This window comes from Streptomyces sp. NPDC030991, assembly GCF_055571235.1.
Window position 1 is genome coordinate 1 of record NZ_JBVIFR010000035.1, and the last position, 17,017, is coordinate 17,017.

Annotated in this window: 17 protein-coding genes; 8 read left to right on the forward strand and 9 right to left on the reverse strand. The window is 70.4% G+C overall.

Annotated elements, in window-relative coordinates:
• On the forward strand, positions 1–211 hold a 211-nt coding region (locus tag ACZ45E_RS37505; RefSeq protein ID WP_468230341.1), incomplete at its 5' end, for a hypothetical protein.
• A gap of 158 nt (positions 212–369) precedes the next feature.
• Here ACZ45E_RS37505 and ACZ45E_RS37510 read toward each other — a convergent pair.
• A complete protein-coding gene (locus tag ACZ45E_RS37510) occupies positions 370–1,011 on the reverse strand; it encodes a DNA-3-methyladenine glycosylase (RefSeq protein WP_468230344.1) in 642 nt (213 codons plus the stop codon).
• A gap of 147 nt (positions 1,012–1,158) precedes the next feature.
• Here ACZ45E_RS37510 and ACZ45E_RS37515 point away from each other — a divergent pair, with 147 nt between their 5' ends.
• From ACZ45E_RS37515 to ACZ45E_RS37525, 3 genes are all read left to right on the forward strand, one after another.
• Positions 1,159–1,941: a sporulation protein gene (locus ACZ45E_RS37515; RefSeq protein WP_468230346.1), complete on the forward strand. Its 783-nt coding sequence runs from the start codon at positions 1,159–1,161 to the stop codon at positions 1,939–1,941.
• Between the two features lie 130 nt (positions 1,942–2,071).
• Positions 2,072–2,614, forward strand: a complete 543-nt coding sequence (locus tag ACZ45E_RS37520; protein WP_468230349.1) for a YbhB/YbcL family Raf kinase inhibitor-like protein — start codon at positions 2,072–2,074, stop codon at positions 2,612–2,614.
• 144 nt (positions 2,615–2,758) lie between these two features.
• Positions 2,759–3,271 carry an HNH endonuclease gene (locus tag ACZ45E_RS37525; protein ID WP_468230351.1) on the forward strand — a complete coding sequence of 171 codons (513 nt, stop codon included), beginning with the start codon at positions 2,759–2,761 and terminating at the stop codon, positions 3,269–3,271.
• Between the two features lie 98 nt (positions 3,272–3,369).
• On the opposite strand, the gene ACZ45E_RS37530 is transcribed toward ACZ45E_RS37525, so the two are convergent.
• From ACZ45E_RS37530 to ACZ45E_RS37540, 3 genes are all read right to left on the reverse strand, one after another.
• A complete protein-coding gene (locus tag ACZ45E_RS37530; RefSeq protein WP_468230354.1) occupies positions 3,370–4,308 on the reverse strand; it encodes an SPFH domain-containing protein in 939 nt (312 codons plus the stop codon).
• Between the two features lie 125 nt (positions 4,309–4,433).
• Entirely contained in the window at positions 4,434–4,865 is a 432-nt protein-coding gene (locus tag ACZ45E_RS37535; protein ID WP_468230357.1) for an NfeD family protein, read from the reverse strand.
• A gap of 70 nt (positions 4,866–4,935) precedes the next feature.
• On the reverse strand, positions 4,936–5,733 hold the full coding sequence (locus ACZ45E_RS37540) for an ABC transporter ATP-binding protein (protein ID WP_468230360.1): 798 nt from the start codon (positions 5,731–5,733) through the stop codon (positions 4,936–4,938).
• A 168-nt stretch (positions 5,734–5,901) separates the two neighbouring features.
• Here ACZ45E_RS37540 and ACZ45E_RS37545 point away from each other — a divergent pair, with 168 nt between their 5' ends.
• Complete coding sequence (locus tag ACZ45E_RS37545) at positions 5,902–6,684, forward strand: hypothetical protein (RefSeq protein ID WP_468230363.1); 783 nt, start codon at positions 5,902–5,904, stop codon at positions 6,682–6,684.
• A 385-nt stretch (positions 6,685–7,069) separates the two neighbouring features.
• Here ACZ45E_RS37545 and ACZ45E_RS37550 read toward each other — a convergent pair whose 3' ends face one another.
• From ACZ45E_RS37550 to ACZ45E_RS37565, 4 genes are all read right to left on the reverse strand, one after another.
• Entirely contained in the window at positions 7,070–7,309 is a 240-nt protein-coding gene (locus ACZ45E_RS37550; protein ID WP_468230367.1) for a chaplin, read from the reverse strand.
• A 189-nt stretch (positions 7,310–7,498) separates the two neighbouring features.
• Entirely contained in the window at positions 7,499–7,744 is a 246-nt protein-coding gene (chpE, locus tag ACZ45E_RS37555; RefSeq protein WP_468230370.1) for a chaplin ChpE, read from the reverse strand.
• A gap of 170 nt (positions 7,745–7,914) precedes the next feature.
• Positions 7,915–8,556, reverse strand: a complete 642-nt coding sequence (locus ACZ45E_RS37560) for a response regulator (protein WP_468230372.1) — start codon at positions 8,554–8,556, stop codon at positions 7,915–7,917.
• Positions 8,549–9,694 (reverse strand): GAF domain-containing sensor histidine kinase, encoded by a 1,146-nt coding sequence (locus ACZ45E_RS37565; protein ID WP_468230375.1) that lies wholly within the window; start codon positions 9,692–9,694, stop codon positions 8,549–8,551. The genes ACZ45E_RS37560 and ACZ45E_RS37565 overlap by 8 nt, the downstream gene beginning before the upstream one ends.
• Before the next feature lie 495 nt (positions 9,695–10,189).
• Between ACZ45E_RS37565 and ACZ45E_RS37570 the strand changes: the two genes are divergently transcribed.
• Positions 10,190–10,945: a transglycosylase SLT domain-containing protein gene (locus ACZ45E_RS37570; protein WP_468230378.1), complete on the forward strand. Its 756-nt coding sequence runs from the start codon at positions 10,190–10,192 to the stop codon at positions 10,943–10,945.
• A 129-nt stretch (positions 10,946–11,074) separates the two neighbouring features.
• Here ACZ45E_RS37570 and ACZ45E_RS37575 read toward each other — a convergent pair whose 3' ends face one another.
• Positions 11,075–13,630, reverse strand: a complete 2,556-nt coding sequence (locus ACZ45E_RS37575; RefSeq protein WP_468230381.1) for an ABC transporter ATP-binding protein/permease — start codon at positions 13,628–13,630, stop codon at positions 11,075–11,077.
• Positions 13,631–13,898: 268 nt separating this feature from the next.
• On the opposite strand from ACZ45E_RS37575, the gene ACZ45E_RS37580 reads away from it, so the two are divergent.
• Entirely contained in the window at positions 13,899–15,614 is a 1,716-nt protein-coding gene (locus ACZ45E_RS37580) for a streptophobe family protein (protein ID WP_468230384.1), read from the forward strand.
• A 93-nt stretch (positions 15,615–15,707) separates the two neighbouring features.
• The gene (gene serB, locus ACZ45E_RS37585; protein ID WP_468230387.1) at positions 15,708–16,961 is read left to right on the forward strand and encodes a phosphoserine phosphatase SerB; all 1,254 of its coding nucleotides are present in this window, start codon (positions 15,708–15,710) and stop codon (positions 16,959–16,961) included.
• Positions 16,962–17,017 lie beyond the last annotated feature (56 nt).

A 17,017-nucleotide genomic window follows, 5' to 3' on the forward strand; every position in this document is an offset into this window, starting at 1 on the left:
TTTTGGCACGCTGTTGAGTTCTCAAGGAACGGACGCTTCCTTTGTACTCACCCTCTCGGGCTTTCCTCCGGGCGCTTCCCTTCGTGTTTCCAACCCTACCAGATCCGTTTTCCGTTCCGTTTCCGGTTCGGAATTCATTTCCGGTGGCCGTTGGGGGCCTTTGCCTTTCGGCGTGTTCACTACGTTAGACGATTTCCTCGTCAACTCATAATCGAGTTCCGCGGGTTCGAATTTCGACATGCGAGCACGACGAAAAGGCCCCCGCTGAGGGAGATCGTAGAGTAGTGGTTTGGCCGCTTCCCGTTGCTGGCTGACTGCCATACCCGGGTCAAGCGGCTCGGGCCACATTACGGAACGCTCAAGTCCGCGTCAAGTTCGGCGTCGGCGGGGAGTGTGGGCCCGGTACGGGCTCACCGTCGGGTCGTCGGCGATCCAGAAGCGCCACGGGTGGACCCCGCCCTCGCCGGCGACTCCGGTGCGAGGGCCGCTGAGTACCTGGTCAGCGGGGACCGGCGTGCCGTGCAGGACCTCCACCGGTGAGTCGCCCGAGGCGCAGGCGTCCGTGCCGTCGAGGGCGCGGTCCACTCCCAGGGCCGTGGCCAGTCGGGCCGGGCCTTTGGCCAGTTCCTTGTCCTTACGGGCCGATAGTCGACGTTTGCGGGCGAACTCGGCGCCTTCGGTGATCTCGCCCGCACGCAGGAGGACACCGCTCGCGGTCCCCGGTGGGCCGCAGACCAGGTTCATGCAGTGCCACATGCCGTACGTGAAGTAGACGTACACGTGTCCGGGCGGGCCGAACATCACGCTGTTGCGGGCGGTCTGTCCTCTATAGGCGTGGGAGCCGGGGTCGTTCGCACCGTCGTAGGCCTCGACCTCCGTGAGGCGGAGCTCGATGGGGCCGTCGGCCGTGTGGTGCACGAGGGTGCGTCCCAGCAGGTCGGGGGCGACGTCCAGGACTGGCCGGTCGAAGAACGTGCGGGTCAGGGGCGTACGGTCAGGGGCCGCGATCATGCCGTCCGAGGGTAACGGAACGGGCCGGCTGAGCCCGTGCGGAACCGGACGCCGGTGTACCGCGTTTGTAGACAGCGGGACCGGCGCGTCAGGTCGGCGGGTCCGGTCATCGCGGGATCACGGTTCACCTATGGAGGAGATCGAGTCATGGGCTTCAAGCGACTGCTGGCGAGTCTGGGTGCGGGCGGGGCGTCCGTCGAGACGGTGCTGACCGAGGCCAATGTCGTGCCCGGTGGCGTCGTCCAGGGCGAGGTCCGGATCCAGGGCGGATCCGTCGACCAGGAGATCGAGGGTCTCTCCGTCGGTCTGCAGGCGCGGGTCGAGGTCGAGGGCGGCGACCAGGAGACCAAGCAGGACATCGAGTTCACCAAGGTGCGGCTCGGCGGCGCCTTCGAGCTGAAGGCGAACGCGGTGCACGCCGTGCCCTTCGGCCTCGAGATCCCCTGGGAGACGCCGGTCACGACGATCGACGGGCAGCCGCTGCGCGGGATGAACATCGGGGTGACCACCGAGCTCGAGATCGCCCGGGCCGTGGACTCCGGGGACCTGGACCCCATCAGCGTGCACCCGCTGCCGTCGCAGCAGGCGCTCCTGGACGCCTTCATCGGCCTCGGGTTCCGCTTCAAGAGCGCGGACATGGAGCGCGGGCACATCCGGGGCACGCGACAGAAGCTGCCGTTCTACCAGGAGATCGAGTTCTTCCCGCCGCAGCAGTACCGGGGGCTCAACCAGGTGGAGCTGAGCTTCGTGGCCGACGACCGGGAGATGGACGTCGTACTGGAGATGGACAAGAAGCCGGGCCTGTTCAGCGAGGGCAGCGACACGTTCCGCTCGTTCGTCGTCGGGCACAACGACTTCCAGGGCACCGACTGGTCCGCGTACCTGCACCAGTGGCTGTCGGAGGTCGGCAGTCGGAAGAACTGGTTCTAGGGTTTCAGGACCGGACTGTGTAGAACCCGTGGGTCTGTAGAACTCGTCAGTGCGTGGACTCACAGTCCGTAGAACCTGTCAGTCCGTGGAACCCGTGAGTCCGCAGAACCTTGATCCAGGAGGTGTCGTCGTGACCGAGCAGCCCGAGCGGGCGCCGTTGCCGCATGACTTTCATCCGCAGGTGCCGTCGTTCACCGTCGTGAGCGAGGACTTCAAGCCCGGTGGGGTGCTCGACGACGCTCAGGTCCAGGCGGGCGGCAACACCTCGCCGCAGCTGCGGTGGGAGGGTTTCCCCGCGGAGACCAAGAGCTTCGCCGTGTCGTGCTTCGACCCGGACGCGCCGACGGGCAGCGGGTTCTGGCACTGGTCCCTGTTCGACGTCCCCGTCTCGGTGACCGAGCTGCCCGCGGGTGCGGGCAGCGGCAAGTTCGAGGGGCTTCCCGACGGCGCCGTGCAGGTGCGCAACGACTACGGGACGAAGGAGTTCGGGGGCGCCGCCCCGCCGCCCGGCGATCCCGCGCACCGATACGTCTTCACCGTGTACGCGGTGGATCAGGAGAAGCTCGGGATCGATTCCGACGCCTCGCCCGCCGTCGTCGGCTTCAACCTGCGGTTCCACACCCTCGCGCGGGCGCAGGTCGTCGCCGAGTACGCGGCTCCCGCGGAGAGTTAGCGTTCACGGAACGTTTGCCTGCCTCTGGTCCTGGAAGTGATCAGAGGCAGGCATTTTTTATTGCGTTGTCCATCTCGGCGGGCGCGGCCAGAGTTGACGCACGGACGCCGAGGGGTGATCCGTTGCGTACGGGAGGTGGGCAGGGTGCGGGACACGTTGGTGCTGAACGCGAGCTTCGAGCCGCTCTCGACAGTGACACTGAACCGAGCCGTCGTGCTGGTGTTGCAGGACAAGGCCGTCGTCGAGCAGGCCCACCCCGAGCTGCGGATGCGCGGAGCGGCGCTCGACATACCCGTGCCACGGGTGATCAGGCTCTGCAGATACGTCAGGGTGCCGTTCCGAAGACGGGCGCCGTGGTCCAGGCGGGGCGTGCTCGTACGGGACCAGCACCGGTGCGCGTACTGCGGGCGGCGGGCGACGACCGTGGACCATGTGGTGCCGCGGTCGCAGGGTGGCGCGGACGCGTGGCTGAACACGGTGGCGTCCTGCGCCGAGGACAATCACCGCAAGGCCGACCGGACACCGGAGCAGGCCGGGATGCCGCTGCTCAGGCAGCCGTTCGAGCCGACGCCGGCCGACGCGATGCTGCTGTCGCTCGGCACCGACGGGCGGGCGGCGCTGCCGGGGTGGCTGGGGCAGCAGAAGATGGCGGCGTAGGCCGGGAGACCGGACACGACGGGCCGCCGACCTCGCGAGGTCGGCGGCCCGTTCCGCTGTGCTGTGCCGCTGTGCTGTGCCGCTGTGCTGTGCCGTGCTCAGTCGATGGGGGGCTGCTCCCGGCGCTCCTTCGACGGCGCGGACGGAGCGGGGCCGCCGGCCATCGGGCCGAAGTTGCCCATGGCGCCGCTCAGTCCCTTGAGGGCGTCGCCGATCTCGCTGGGGACGATCCAGAGCTTGTTGGCGTCTCCCTCGGCGATCTTCGGGAGCATCTGGAGGTACTGGTAGGCGAGGAGTTTCTGGTCCGCGTCACCGGCGTGGATGGACTCGAAGACCGTACGGATGGCTTGCGCCTCGCCCTCCGCGCGCAGGGCCGCGGCCTTGGCCTCACCCTCGGCCCGCAGGATCGCGGACTGCTTCTCACCCTCGGCCGTGAGGATCTGCGACTGGCGGATACCTTCGGCGGTGAGGATCGCGGCGCGCTTGTCACGGTCGGCGCGCATCTGCTTCTCCATCGAGTCCTGGATGGAGGTGGGCGGCTCGATCGCCTTCAGCTCGACGCGGTTGACGCGGATGCCCCACTTGCCGGTGGCCTCGTCGAGGACGCCGCGCAGTGCCGCGTTGATCTCCTCGCGGGAGGTCAGGGTCCGCTCCAGGTCCATGCCACCGATGATGTTGCGCAGGGTCGTCACCGTGAGCTGCTCGATGGCCTGGATGTAACTGGCCACCTCGTAGGTGGCGGCCCTGGCGTCCGTCACCTGGTAGTAGATGACGGTGTCGATGTTGACGACCAGGTTGTCCTGGGTGATCACCGGCTGCGGCGGGAACGGCACGACCTGCTCGCGCAGGTCGATGCGGTTGCGGATGGAGTCGATGAAGGGGACGACGATGTTCAGGCCCGCGTTCAGGGTGCGGGTGTAACGGCCGAAGCGCTCCACGATGGCCGCGCTCGCCTGCGGGATGACCTGGATGGTCTTGATCAGGGCGATGAAGACCAACACCACCAGAATGATCAGGACGATGATGATCGCTGACATCGCGTCTCCTGTGCCCTTCGTGCCGTTGTCCTCCTGCGCCGTCGCGCGGGAGGATCTTGGGATCTTGCTGGTCGAGTCTGTCAGAACCACCCATGTAGCGGGGCTGGTTCAGGTCACCCGTGGGCTCAGATGACGATCGCGGTGGCTCCCTCGATGTCGACGACGTCGACCTGGCGGCCCGGTTCGTACGCCGCGTCACCGTCGAGGGTGCGGGCCGACCAGATCTCACCGCTGAGCTTGATCCGCCCGCCGCCCGCGTCGACACGCTCGACCACGACGGCCTGTCTGCCCTTCAGGGCTTCGATTCCGGTGGCCAGTTCCGGCCGTTGACCGCGGTGACGTGCGGCGATGGGGCGTACGACCACGATCAGCGCGCAGGAGACGACGGCGAAGACCAGGACCTGGAGGATGACTCCGCCACCGAGCCCTGCCGTCACGGCGCCGGCGACGGCGCCCACGGCGAGCATGCCCAGCTCGGGCATGGCCGTGATGACGAGCGGGATTCCGAGCGCGGCGGCCCCGATCAGCCACCACACCCATGCGTCAATGTCTGCCACCTGGTCATGGTAGATCCGCGGACGGCTGTGCGGACAGAGGGCGATCGGCCCGCACAGCCGGACGGAAGCGTCAGCTCAGGGGGAGGCCGGTGGCCGTCCAGCGGTCGCCGCGCTGCTCGACGATCAGCGGGAGGCCGAAGCAGCGGGAGAGGTTGCGGGAGGTGAGCTCCAGCTCCAGGGGGCCCGCGGCGAGGACCTGGCCCTGGCGGATCATCAGGACGTGCGTGAAGCCCGGGGCGATCTCCTCGACGTGGTGCGTGACCATGATCATCGAGGGGGCGATCGGGTCGCGGGCGAGGCGACCGAGGCGGCGTACGAGGTCCTCGCGGCCGCCCAGGTCGAGACCGGCGGCGGGCTCGTCCAGGAGGAGCAGCTCGGGGTCGGTCATCAGGGCGCGGGCGATCAGGGTGCGCTTGCGCTCGCCCTCGGAGAGCGTGCCGAACCTGCGGTCCAGGTACTCGCTCATGCCGAGGCGGTCGAGGAAGGCGCGGGCGCGCTGCTCGTCGATGTCCTCGTACTTCTCCTGCCAGCCGGCCGTCATGCCGTACGCGGCGGTGAGCACGGTCTGCAGGACGGTCTGGCGCTTCGGCAGCTTCTCGGCGAGGCCGATGCCGGCGATGCCGATGCGTGGGCGCAGGTCGAAGACGTCCGTGCCGGGCTTGCCGAGGGTCTCGCCGAGGACGGTGGCGGCGCCGCTGCTCGGGAAGAGGTAGCTCGAGGCGATGTTCAGGAGGGTGGTCTTGCCCGCGCCGTTGGGTCCGAGGATGACCCAGCGCTCGCCCTCCTTCACCGACCAGGAGACCTGGTCCACCAGAGCCCGGCCCTCGCGGACCACGGATACGTCCTCCAGCTCCAGCACATCGCTCATGAGCGCGTTGTCTCCCATTGCAGTCTTGGCCGTCTCGCGTGCGTCCGTAGAGGTTCGGCTTGTTCGGCACTGGACGCAGCCCCCGGGGGAAAACCTACGCCACTGGTCCGGTGGTCCATTCCATCGGCCGGGGTTTTGGCGTCGTCCTGGGCTTCTATGGTGGAGCGCATGCTCTCGGAACCACGCTCTGGACGGCTCGCGGCATGGGGGAATGCCCTTTTGGCCGGATTGGTCGCACCCGATGACGCGGTACTCGCGATCGTCGGTGAGGACGCGGTGCACCGCGTCGAGGGGATCCCCGGGGAGGCGGGCCCGGTCGGGCTGACGCTGGCCCTCGGGCGGCTGCGCGCACTCGGGGCCGGCGGGCTGCGGGTCGCGCTGCCCGCGCCGGGGCATCCGCTGGGGCTGAGCGGGCCGCCGGAGTTCAACGCGCGGGCCGTCGACGCCGAGGAGGCGGTCGTCTGTGTCGGGGCCGCGCTCGGGCTGATCCCGGAGGTGTACGAGGCCGGGCCGGACGGCGATGTCCATGTCCAGGTGGTGTGGCACTGCCTGCCCGTGCGGGAGGCGCCGCCCGCTGACGTGCCCTCGCTCGGTGAGGCCGAGCGGGAGCTCGCGGAGGCGTTGCGGGAGGCCACGCAGGTGCTGACGCGGCTGGATGTGGCCGGGTCGGGGCCGATGGCGGAGGCCGCCGTCGACGCGTACCGGGCCCGCGCCGAGCGGGGCCGGGAGGCGTTGGCACCCGGGTATCCGCCGCGGGCCGTACGGGTGCTGGAGCTGGCGCAGCGCGTGGGTGTGCTGATCGATGTGGCGTACGAGAGCGGGCACGGCGGGGCCGTGAGCGCTTCGGAGATGGGGGCCCGGGCGGTGGCGCTCAGGCCGGTGGAGCGGACGGCCCGGCGGGCCCAGGTGGCCGCGTACAACGCGTTCGTGGAGGAGCAGTTGCGGGGGTGAGGCCGAGTGAGGCTCGGCTGCCGTGCGTGGTGGGGCGGCTGCCCCTCGTGGCCGGGGCGGGGTCGCGGGTCGGTCGCCGCGTCGCGTCGCGAGCTGGGCCTGACCGGGCCGGTCGCCGTCCAGCGGGCCTGGCCGGTCGTCGGCTCGCGGGCTTGGCCGGTCGCTACGTCACGAGCTGGGCCTGGTCGGTCGCCGTCCAGCAGGCCGGGCCGGTCGCTATGTCACGAGCTGGGCCGGGCCGGTCGCCGTCTCGTAGTTCGGCCGGGCCGGTCGTCGGCTCCCGGGCCGGGCCGGGCCGGTGACGTCGTGGGCCGGGCCGGTGACGCGTCGGAGCCCCGCGGATCGTTGTCCGCGGGGCTCCGGTGTTGCTGCTGGGCCGCGACCGTCAGTCGTTCGCCGCGGTGTTGCCGAAGGCGGGGTTCAGCACGCCGATGACGTTGATCGAGTCGCCCGTGACGTTGACCGGGATGTGGACCGGCACCTGGACCTGGTTGCCCGAAACGACGCCCGGGGAGCCGACGGCCGCGCCCTCGGCACCGGCGTCGGCGACGGCGGCACCCGCCGAGGCGCCCGCGGCGATACCGGCGACGGCGACGGCCAGAGCGGCCTTCTTGGCGATGTTCATGAGAAGTGTTCCTCCAGATGGTGCGTTTCGGCCCCAATGGCGAGCCGCACGGTGAGCAACGGCTCGGGCGACCGGGAGGAACGGGGCCGTGCCGCGATACGCCCGATCGGATCAAAGAACCGGTGCGAGCGCGACGGCCTCCCGGGGCGCGCCCGGGAGGCCGGGGGTCCTGGGGACCCTGGGCTCAGGTCAGCGGTTGAGGCCGACGTTGCCGAAGGCCGGGTTCAGCACACCGATGACGTTCACGCTGTTGCCGACCGCGTTCACCGGGATGTGGATGGGGGCCTGGACCAGGTTGCCCGAGCCGACGCCCGGCGAGTGAACGGCCTTGCCGTCCGCGTGCGCACCGTCAGTGGCGGAGGCGAGACCGGCGCCGGCGGCGACCAGGCCACCGGCGACGAGGGTGACAGCCGCGGCCTTCTTCAGGTTCTTCACTTGGAAATCCTCCTTGCGATTGCCGCGGCCAGCCGCCGCAGCACGCATTGGAGAACGCGGCGCGGCCCGCCAGGATGCGCCGTTCGGGGGACAAATACACGACAGTATGAATCTCTCACCGGAGGGGAACCGCGCCCCTCGGGCCCCGGTGGTGCGCCGGAGCGGGCCCGTCAGCCCGCGGCGCCGTGCCGTACGGCCCACAGGGCGGCCTGGGTGCGGTCCGCCAGGTCGAGCTTCATCAGGATGTTCGACACATGGGTCTTCACGGTCTTCTCGGAGAGGACGAGGGCGCGGGCGATCTCCCGGTTCGACCGGCCGTCGGCGATCAGGCCGAGGACCTCGCGCTCCCGCTCGGTGAGTGAACCGCCCCTCCCCTGCCCGCCGTTCGCCACCTCCTGGGAGAGGAGGGCGCCCGCCACCTCGGGCTGGAGCAGGATGTGCCCGGCGTGGACGGAGCGGATGGCGCCGGCCAGTGCGTCGGGGTCGACGTCCTTGTAGACGTAACCGGCGGCGCCGGCGCGCAGGGCCGGCACCACGGTGCGCTGCTCGGTGAAGCTGGTCACGATCAACACCCGCGCGGGGTTGGCCAGTTCGCGGAGCTTTCGCAGCGCCTCGACGCCGTCCATGCCCGGCATCTTGACGTCCATCAGGACGACGTCGGGGTGCAACTCCTCGGCGCGCGCGACGCCTTCGGCCCCGTCCGCCGCCTCGCCGACGACCTCGATGTCGTCCTGGACCTCCAGGAACGTACGCAGGCCCCGGCGGACGACCTGGTGGTCGTCGACCAGAAGTACCTTGATCGGATCAGCCACCGGGGACCTCCATGTCGATCGTGGTGCCCTTGCCGGGCTCGGATTCCACCGTGAGCCGGCCGCCGACGCCGCTCGTCCGGTCGCGCATGGAGACCAGGCCGAGGTGGCGCCCCGCCCTGCGGACCGCCTTCGGGTCGAAGCCGGTGCCGTCGTCGGCGACGCGGAGCGCGGCACCGGGGCCCCGCTTGTCGACCGTCACCCGGACCCGCTCCGCACCGGAGTGGCGCAACGCGTTGTGCAGCGCTTCCTGGGCGACGCGCAGCATCGCCTCCTCCTGTGCGGCGGGCAGGGCTCTGATGCCGCCGGTGGCGAAGGTGACGTGGGCCGTGTGGGCGCGGTCGAGGACCTGGATGTGCGTACGGAGCGTGGCGACCAGGCCGTCCTCGTCGAGGGCCGCGGGGCGCAACTCGACGACGGCCGCGCGCAGTTCGTCGGCGGCCTCGGCGGCGAGCCCCACGACGTGGTGCAACTCGTCCTTGGCGCGCGCGGGGTCGCGGTCCACCAGCTTGGCCGCGGCCTGGGCGGTCAGTCGCAGCGAGAACAGCTTCTGGCTGACGGCGTCGTGCAGTTCGTGGGCGAGCCGGGAGCGCTCCTCGGCGATGGTGAGTTCGCGGCTGCGCTCGTAGAGCCGGGCGTTGGTCAGGGCGATCGCGGCGTGCTGGGCGAGGATCTGGAGCAGTTCCTCGTCCTCCTGGGTGAAGCCGCAGCCTCCTTGTGGCTTGGGGCACCTCTTGTTCGCCAGGAAGAGCGCGCCGATCGTCTCGTCGCCGTCCTTGATGGGCAGGCCCAGGAAGTCGGACATGTCGGGGTGGGCGGACGGCCAGCCCTCGAAGCGGGGGTCCTCGCGGACGTCGGCGAGGCGCTCCGTGCGCGCCTCGCGCAGCATCGCGGCGAGGATGCCGTGCTGGCGCGGCAGGGGGCCGATGGCCTTCCACTGCGCCTCGCTGACGCCGTCGACGACGAACTGGGCGAAGCCGCCGTGGTCGTCGGGGACCCCGAGCGCCGCGTACTCGGCGTCGAGCAGTTCGCGCGCCGAGGCGACGATCGTCTTGAGGACGTCGCGCACCTCCAGATGCCTGCTCATGGCCAGCAACGCGGCGCTCACCGCGGCCAGTCCCGTCCGTGGACCGTGACTCATGGCCTCACCGTACCGGCGGGGTGTGACGGTGCGTATCCGCCTCGGGACCGCTGCCGTCTAGGGCTGTGGGCGTAGGGCGAAGGACCTTGGGCGTTGCGGCCCGCGGGCGCGACGTCCCCCTCATCCTTCCGGAGGAGGGGGCTCACGCTGTGCGTTGCAGTGGCAACCAAGTGTGAGAACGGCTCTGCCGCGGTGTGACGCCGCGCATAGGGTGCACGTCACGTACGAAGGGCCCTAGTGGGCAGACCCGGGAGGTAAGTACTGAGGCTGGGTGGGGGCTGGGAGTCGCGCGTCGACTGTCGGCCCCTTTTCCGCGCCGCGGATCCACTACCCGGCTTCGTACGTCACACCTTTGCCACGGAATTTTGCGGCCGCTAAGAATGGCCTCCGTCGCTCAACGCCGACCGGTTCTACCCACGGCGTTCGTGTCCCAAACACAGCCCGTCCGGTCCGGTCGGCGAGCGGCTCCCGTTCTTCGAGAGGTCCCCGTCTCCCATGTCCAAGTACAGCTTCCCCGGCCATAGTCAGCTGACCCGCGTCCACAAGGCCTCGATGGCCGGTGTCGCCGCTCTCGGTGCCGCGGCTCTCGCGGTGACGCTGGTCCCTGGCCAGGACACGCAGGCCCAGGCCCAGAGCGAGACGGTCTCCGCCGCTCCCGTCGCCTTCACGACGAACGCCGGTTCGCAGCAGATCAAGGACGTGCAGGCCAGCGTCACCGACCAGCAGGCCAGCGCGTCGGAGAAGGCCAAGCAGGCCGCCGCGAAGATCAAGGCCCAGCAGGAGGCCGACGCGAAGAAGAAGGCCGACGCCGATGCCAAGGCGAAGGCCGACGCGGCGGCGAAGGCGAAGGCCGACGCCGACGCCCAGGCGAAGAAGGAGCGCGAGGCCCAGGAGGCCGCCTCCCGCGCCGCCGCCCGTACGCCGGTCTACGCCAACAACCTGGACGGCTGGATCAAGCAGTCCCTCGACATCATGAAGGCCAAGGGCATCCCGGGCTCCTACGACGGTCTGTACCGCAACATCATGCGTGAGTCGACGGGCAACCCGAACGCCATGAACGGCTGGGACATCAACGCCCAGAACGGCACCCCGTCGATCGGCCTGCTCCAGGTCATCCAGCCGACGTTCGACGCGTACCACGTGGACGGCACCTCGTCGAACATCTACGACCCCGTCGCCAACATCACGGCCGCCGCCAACTACGCGGCCAACGTGTACGGCTCGATCGACAACGTGGACAGCGCGTACTGAGACGCATTGACGGGACCTCTGGGTCCGGAACTCGCTGAACCCCCATGCCAGTGAAGGGCGGCACCCCCACAAGGGTGCCGCCCTTCACTGGCGTACGGACGTGCCGGCCTGCCGCTCGTCCGCTTTCCGCTACTTGCGCATGACCTCGGGCTCGTGGCGGCGCAGCAGGCGGGCGACCACGACGCCGCAGATCACGCCGAGCGCGATCAGGATGGCGAGGTTGACGCTCCACTGTCCGACCGAGTGCTCCCACAGCGGGTCGAGGTCGTTCGGCTTCTGCGGGTCCCACGGCGGCATCAGGTGGGACAGGTCGAGCGTGGCCCCGGCGGCGCCGATCGCCCAGCGCGACGGCATCAGCCAGGCGAACTGCTCCAGGCCGATCGATCCGTAGATCTGGAAGAGGACGCCGGTGAAGACGACCTGCACGATGGCGAACATGACGAGCAGCGGCATCGTCTTCTCGGAGGTCTTCACCAGCGAGGAGATGACCAGGCCGAACATCATCGACGTGAAGCCGAGCGCGATGATCGAGATGCAGAGCTCGATGGCCGGCGGCATCAGCAGGCCCTCCGCCGGAAGATCGCGCGGGACGAAGCCGATGGCGCAGATGATGACGCCCTGGATGGCCGTGATGACGCCGAGGACGATGACCTTGGACATCAGGTACGCGGAGCGGGAGAGGCCGGTGGCGCGCTCCCGTTCGTAGATGACCCGCTCCTTGATCAGTTCACGGACCGAGTTGGCCGCGGCCGAGAAGCACATGCCGACCGCGATGATCAGCATGATCGTGCCCGCGTCACCGTTGAACTTGGACGGCGGTTTGGGCGGGGCCAGGCCGAAGTCGGCCGGGATGACCACGGAGACGATGCCCAGGACCGCGGGCAGGATCACCATGAGCCCCATGAACCCCTTGTCGGAGGCGATCACCGACACATAGCGGCGGATCAGGGTGATGAGCTGGGCGGCCCATGGCTGCGGTTTGGGTGGCTTGATCGCGGCGGGGGGTGGCATCTGTATCGACTGTGCGGCTACGGCGTCGATGTCCGCCGCGTACATCTGGTAGTGCTGCGAGCCCTTCCAGCGGCCCGCCCAGTCGTAGTCGCGGTAGTTCTCGAACGCCGAGAAGACGTCGGCCCAGGTCTCGTAGCCGAAGAAGTTGAGGGCTTCCTCCGGCGGGCCGAAGTACGCCACCGAACCGCCCGGCGCCATCACGAGCAGCTTGTCGCAGATCGCGAGCTCGGCGACGGAGTGGGTGACGACGAGGACCGTACGGCCGTCGTCGGCGAGACCGCGCAGGAGCTGCATGACGTCGCGGTCCATGCCCGGGTCGAGGCCGGAGGTCGGCTCGTCCAGGAAGATCAGCGACGGCTTGGTCAGCAGTTCCAGGGCGACGGAGACGCGCTTGCGCTGGCCACCGGAGAGGGAGGTGACCTTCTTCTCCTTGTGGATGTCGAGCTTCAGCTCACGCAGCACCTCGTCGATGCGCTGCTGGCGCTCCTGCACGCTGGTGTCCGCGGGGAAGCGGAGTTTGGCGGCGTACTTGAGCGCCTTCTTGACGGTCAGCTCCTTGTGCAGGATGTCGTCCTGCGGGACCAGACCGATGCGCTGGCGCAGCTCGGCGAACTGCTTGTACAGGTTCCGGTTATCGTAGAGGACGTCACCCTGGTTGGCGGGGCGGTAGCCCGTGAGTGCCTTCAGGAGCGTCGACTTGCCGGAGCCCGAGGGGCCGATGACGGCGATCAGCGACTTCTCGGGGACGCCGAACGAGACGTCCTTGAGGATCTGCTTCCCGCCGTCGACGGTGACCGTCAAGTGCCGTGCGGAGAAGGAGACTTCGCCGGTGTCGACGAACTCCTCGAGGCGGTCGCCGACGAGGCGGAACGTGGAGTGGCCGACGCCGACGATGTCGTTCGGGCCGAGCAGGGCCGAGCCGCCCTTGGTGATCGGCTGGCCGTTGACGTACGTGCCGTTGTGCGAGCCGAGGTCGCGGATCTCGAAGCGGCCGTCGGGCGTCGCGTGGAACTCGGCGTGCAGGCGCGAGACCTGGAGGTCCGAGACGACCAGCTCGTTCTCCAGGGCGCGGCCGATGCGCATGACGCGGCCGAGCGAGAACTGGTGGAACGTGGTCGGGCTGCGGTCTCCGTAGACCGGCGGAGCCCCCGCGACGCCACCGGGCCCCTGCTGGTTCGGCATCCGCTGCGGCTGCTGTTGCTGCGGCCACGCCTGCTGCGGTTGCTGCTGCTGCGGCATCAGGGGCTGCTGTGGCGCCTGCTGCTGCCAGCCGGGCGCACCGCCCTGCGGATGCTGCTGCGGGGGCTGCTGCGCGGGCTGTTTCGCCAGCCCCGCGGCCTGCTGCTGGGCCTGGTGCGGTGAGGCCACGGCGGCGGCCTGGGTGCTGCCCTGCACGTTCACGCGCGGGCCGTCGGTCGAGTTGCCCAGGTGCACCGACGAGCCGGGGCCGATCTCCATCTGGTGGATCCGCCGGCCCTGGACGAAGGTGCCGTTGGTCGAGCCGTGGTCCTCGATGACCCAGCTACGGCCGCCCCAGCTGATCGTGGCGTGGCGCCAGGAGACCCTGGCGTCGTCGAGCACGACGTCTCCCCCCGGATCACGTCCGAGGGTGTACGGCCTGGACGGGTCGAGCGTCCAGGTCCTGCCGTTCAGTTCCAATACGAGTTCAGGCACTCCATGCCCCACTGAGTTGTCCCCCGAAGTTGTGCCCCGTCATGGGGAGTCTAGGGATGTCGAACATCGTCAGGAACTATTTCAGGAACGCCCCGTGACCGAAAGTCGGGCCTTGCGTCGGAGGTTGTGAAGACTCTCGGGCCGCTCCGGCGCCCGCGCCGTTGACGTGGCAGATAGAGGCCCGGAGAGTGGTAAGCACCCACAACTCCCTACGGATCATGCGCAAATGGGATATCAGGGGCGAGGCGGTACGGATCGGGGGGTCCTGATGGAGACCGGCCATGGCGCGACCCGGCGGGACGGGATGCCCGTCGGCGATGTGCTGCTTTCGGCCATCGCCGCGGTGAGCTGGGCTTTCATCGGGATGGCGGGGGTCGCGGCGCTCGGACTGCATCTGTTGCGGGCGGATTCTGCAGGGTCGCTCGGGCCGATGACCGCGGCCGTGGTGGCGCTGGGCGTCGGCGGGCGCGTGACGCCTTCCGGCGACGTGTCGGCGTTCGGTCTGGACGGCGCGCAGGCGAACACCGCCATCGATGTCGCGCCACTCGGCGTGGGCCTGGTGGGCGCGCTTCTGATGAGCTGGTTCTTTCTACGCTCCTTGCGTGCGCGGGGACTTGAGATCGGCCCCGGTGAACTGGTCGCGCGCGCGGGAGCCGTGGTGACGCTGTTCGTGGCGCTGCTGGGCGGGCTCGCGTGGGCGGGTCACGACATCATCACGATTGACGGTTCGCAGCTGGGACTGAACGACATACCGGGCGCCGGGGGCCTGCCGGACGGCATAGAGGACAAGCTCCCGGGTGGCATCGGGGGGCTGCTCCCCGACCGGCTCGGCGACCTCGCGGACGCGAAGGCGTCCGTCGGCTTCACGGTGCAGACGGGCGCCACGCTGCTCGGCGGCGCGGCCTTCGCGATCGGGGTGCTGCTGATCGCGCTGCTCGCGTCGCGGCGCACTCCCCTGCCGCGCGCCCTCGCTCCGGTGCACCGGGTGGTGCGGCCGGCCGCGTCGGCGCTCGTGACCGTACTGCTGGTGGCGGTCCTCGCGGGCCTGGCCGCGGCGGTGTACGCGATGATCGGCGACGACCACCCGAAGCGGATCGCGGGCGCCGCGCTGCTCGGCGCGCCCAACGGGGCCTGGCTCGGGGTGCCGCTCGGCCTCTTCGTGCCCTGGGACGGCAGGGCGACGGGTGCCCTCACGAAGGTGCTCCCCGACCCGCTGGACGATCTGCTCACGGGCTCGTCCGACCAGTCTCTGACGCTGGGGCGGCTGGCCGAACTCGACAGCAGGGTATGGCTGTTGGGTATCGCGATGGCCCTGCTGATGCTGTTCGCCGGGGTGCTGACGGCGGTGCGGACACCGTGGGCCCAGGGGCAGGGCGCGGCGGCGTTCGCGGGGCGCTGCGCGCTGCGGCTCGGCGTCGTGACCGCGCTTGCGCTGCCGCTCCTGGTGTGGCTGACGGACGTCTCGGCGGACGCGTCCCTGTCGGTACTCGGCTTCGACGGGTTCGGCGCGGGCATCGAGGTGCACGGGAGTCCGGGGACGGCGCTGCTCCTGGGCGCCGCGTGGGGCGCGGGGGCCGGGGCGCTCGGGGCGCTCCTCGCGCGCGCGAGCGGGACCGCGGGCGGGCGGGTCGCCCCTCTGGCCGCCGGCTCGGGCGGGGCCGCGGCGGCGCGGGAGCCGTCAGCCGCGACGGCCGGCCCGTACCGGACGAGCAGCCCGTACCGGCCGTCGAACGCCGACACGAACCCGTATCTGCGGCCGTACGGCACCGAACCGTACGGCGGGAACGCGTACGGCCGGGACGCGCGCGGCCCCGGGGCCCGTGGTCAGGACCCGGGCGCCGAGCGGCCCCACCACGACACCACGAGCGGTGCCCCCACGGTCGCGGGTCCGCTGCACCCCGAGCCGCCGCCCCCGCCACCGCCACCGCCGCCTGCCCCCGGGCGGGCACGGGACCGGCGCCGTGGGAACCGGGACGGGCGCTGAACCAAGGCGGTTCGGGTCGGTCGGCGCGGCCCCTGTCCGGTACGCGGACCGGGGCCGCGCACCCGCACACAAGCCCGATAACGTAGGGGCATCATGAGCGCTCCGCAGCCCCAGCACCCCGCTGACGCCCCGAACGTCGACGGACACGAGCCCGAGCCGGCCGACGTCCCGACCCTTCTGGTCAAGATCTTCGGCAAGGACAGGCCCGGCATCACCGCCGGGCTTTTCGACACCCTCGCCGCCTACTCCGTCGACGTCGTCGACATCGAGCAGGTCGTCACCCGCGGCCGTATGGTCCTGTGCGCCCTGGTCACCCAGCCCTCGCCCGGTCTGGAGGGCGACCTGCGGGCCACCGTCCACAGCTGGGCGGAGTCCATCCGGATGCAGGCCGAGATCATCTCGGGCACCGGCGACAACCGGCCGCGCGGTGTGGGCCGGTCGCTGGCGACCGTGCTCGGAAACCCGCTCACCGCCGAGTCGACCGCCGCGATCGCCGCGGCCATCACCGGGACCGGCGGCAACATCGACCGCGTCTTCCGCCTGGCCAAGTACCCCGTCACCGCCGTCGAGTTCGCGGTCTCCGGCGCCGAGACGGAGACGCTGCGCACCGCGCTCGCCACCGAGGCCGCGCAGCTGGGTGTGGACATCGCCGTCGTCGCGGCCGGGCTGCACCGGCGCGCGCAGCGGCTCGTCGTGATGGACGTCGACTCGACGCTCATCCAGGACGAGGTGATCGAGCTGTTCGCGGCGCACGCGGACTGTGAGGACGAGGTCGCCGAGGTGACGGCGGCGGCCATGCGCGGTGAGCTGGACTTCGAGCAGTCGCTGCACGCGCGCGTGGCGCTGCTCGCGGGGCTCGACGCGTCGGTGGTGGAGAAGGTCAGGAGCGAGGTGCGGCTCACGCCGGGCGCCCGCACGCTGATCCGTACGCTCAAGCGGCTCGGCTACCAGGTGGGCGTCGTCTCGGGCGGCTTCACGCAGGTGACGGACGATCTGCGCGAGCGGCTCGGGCTCGACTTCGCGCAGGCCAACACCCTGGAGATCGTCGACGGCAAGCTGACCGGCAAGGTCACCGGCGAGATCGTGGACCGCGCGGGCAAGGCGCGGCTGCTGCGGCGGTTCGCCGCGGAGGCGGGGGTTCCGCTGGCGCAGACCGTGGCGATCGGCGACGGCGCCAACGACCTGGACATGCTGAACGCGGCGGGTCTTGGGGTCGCCTTCAACGCCAAGCCGGTGGTCCGCGAGGCGGCGCACACCGCGGTGAACGTGCCCTTCCTCGACACGGTCCTGTATCTGCTGGGCATCACGCGCGAAGAGGTCGAGGCGGCGGACGCCCAGGAGTCCTGAACCACGGGGAAGGGCCCGGTACCGGTGGACGGTGCCGGGCCCTTTCGCGTAGGTGC

Excerpts from the sequence above, each read along its gene's own strand:
- ACZ45E_RS37510 (WP_468230344.1), bottom strand. The coding sequence starts at position 1,011 with ATGATCGCGGCCCCTGACCGTACGCCCCTGACCCGCACGTTCTTCGAC.
- ACZ45E_RS37515 (WP_468230346.1), top strand. The coding sequence starts at position 1,159 with ATGGGCTTCAAGCGACTGCTGGCGAGTCTGGGTGCGGGCGGGGCGTCC.
- ACZ45E_RS37530 (WP_468230354.1), bottom strand. The coding sequence starts at position 4,308 with ATGTCAGCGATCATCATCGTCCTGATCATTCTGGTGGTGTTGGTCTTC.
- ACZ45E_RS37540 (WP_468230360.1), bottom strand. The coding sequence starts at position 5,733 with ATGAGCGATGTGCTGGAGCTGGAGGACGTATCCGTGGTCCGCGAGGGC.
- ACZ45E_RS37545 (WP_468230363.1), top strand. The coding sequence starts at position 5,902 with ATGCTCTCGGAACCACGCTCTGGACGGCTCGCGGCATGGGGGAATGCC.
- ACZ45E_RS37550 (WP_468230367.1), bottom strand. The coding sequence starts at position 7,309 with ATGAACATCGCCAAGAAGGCCGCTCTGGCCGTCGCCGTCGCCGGTATC.
- ACZ45E_RS37565 (WP_468230375.1), bottom strand. The coding sequence starts at position 9,694 with ATGAGTCACGGTCCACGGACGGGACTGGCCGCGGTGAGCGCCGCGTTG.
- ACZ45E_RS37570 (WP_468230378.1), top strand. The coding sequence starts at position 10,190 with ATGTCCAAGTACAGCTTCCCCGGCCATAGTCAGCTGACCCGCGTCCAC.
- ACZ45E_RS37580 (WP_468230384.1), top strand. The coding sequence starts at position 13,899 with ATGGAGACCGGCCATGGCGCGACCCGGCGGGACGGGATGCCCGTCGGC.
- serB (WP_468230387.1), top strand. The coding sequence starts at position 15,708 with ATGAGCGCTCCGCAGCCCCAGCACCCCGCTGACGCCCCGAACGTCGAC.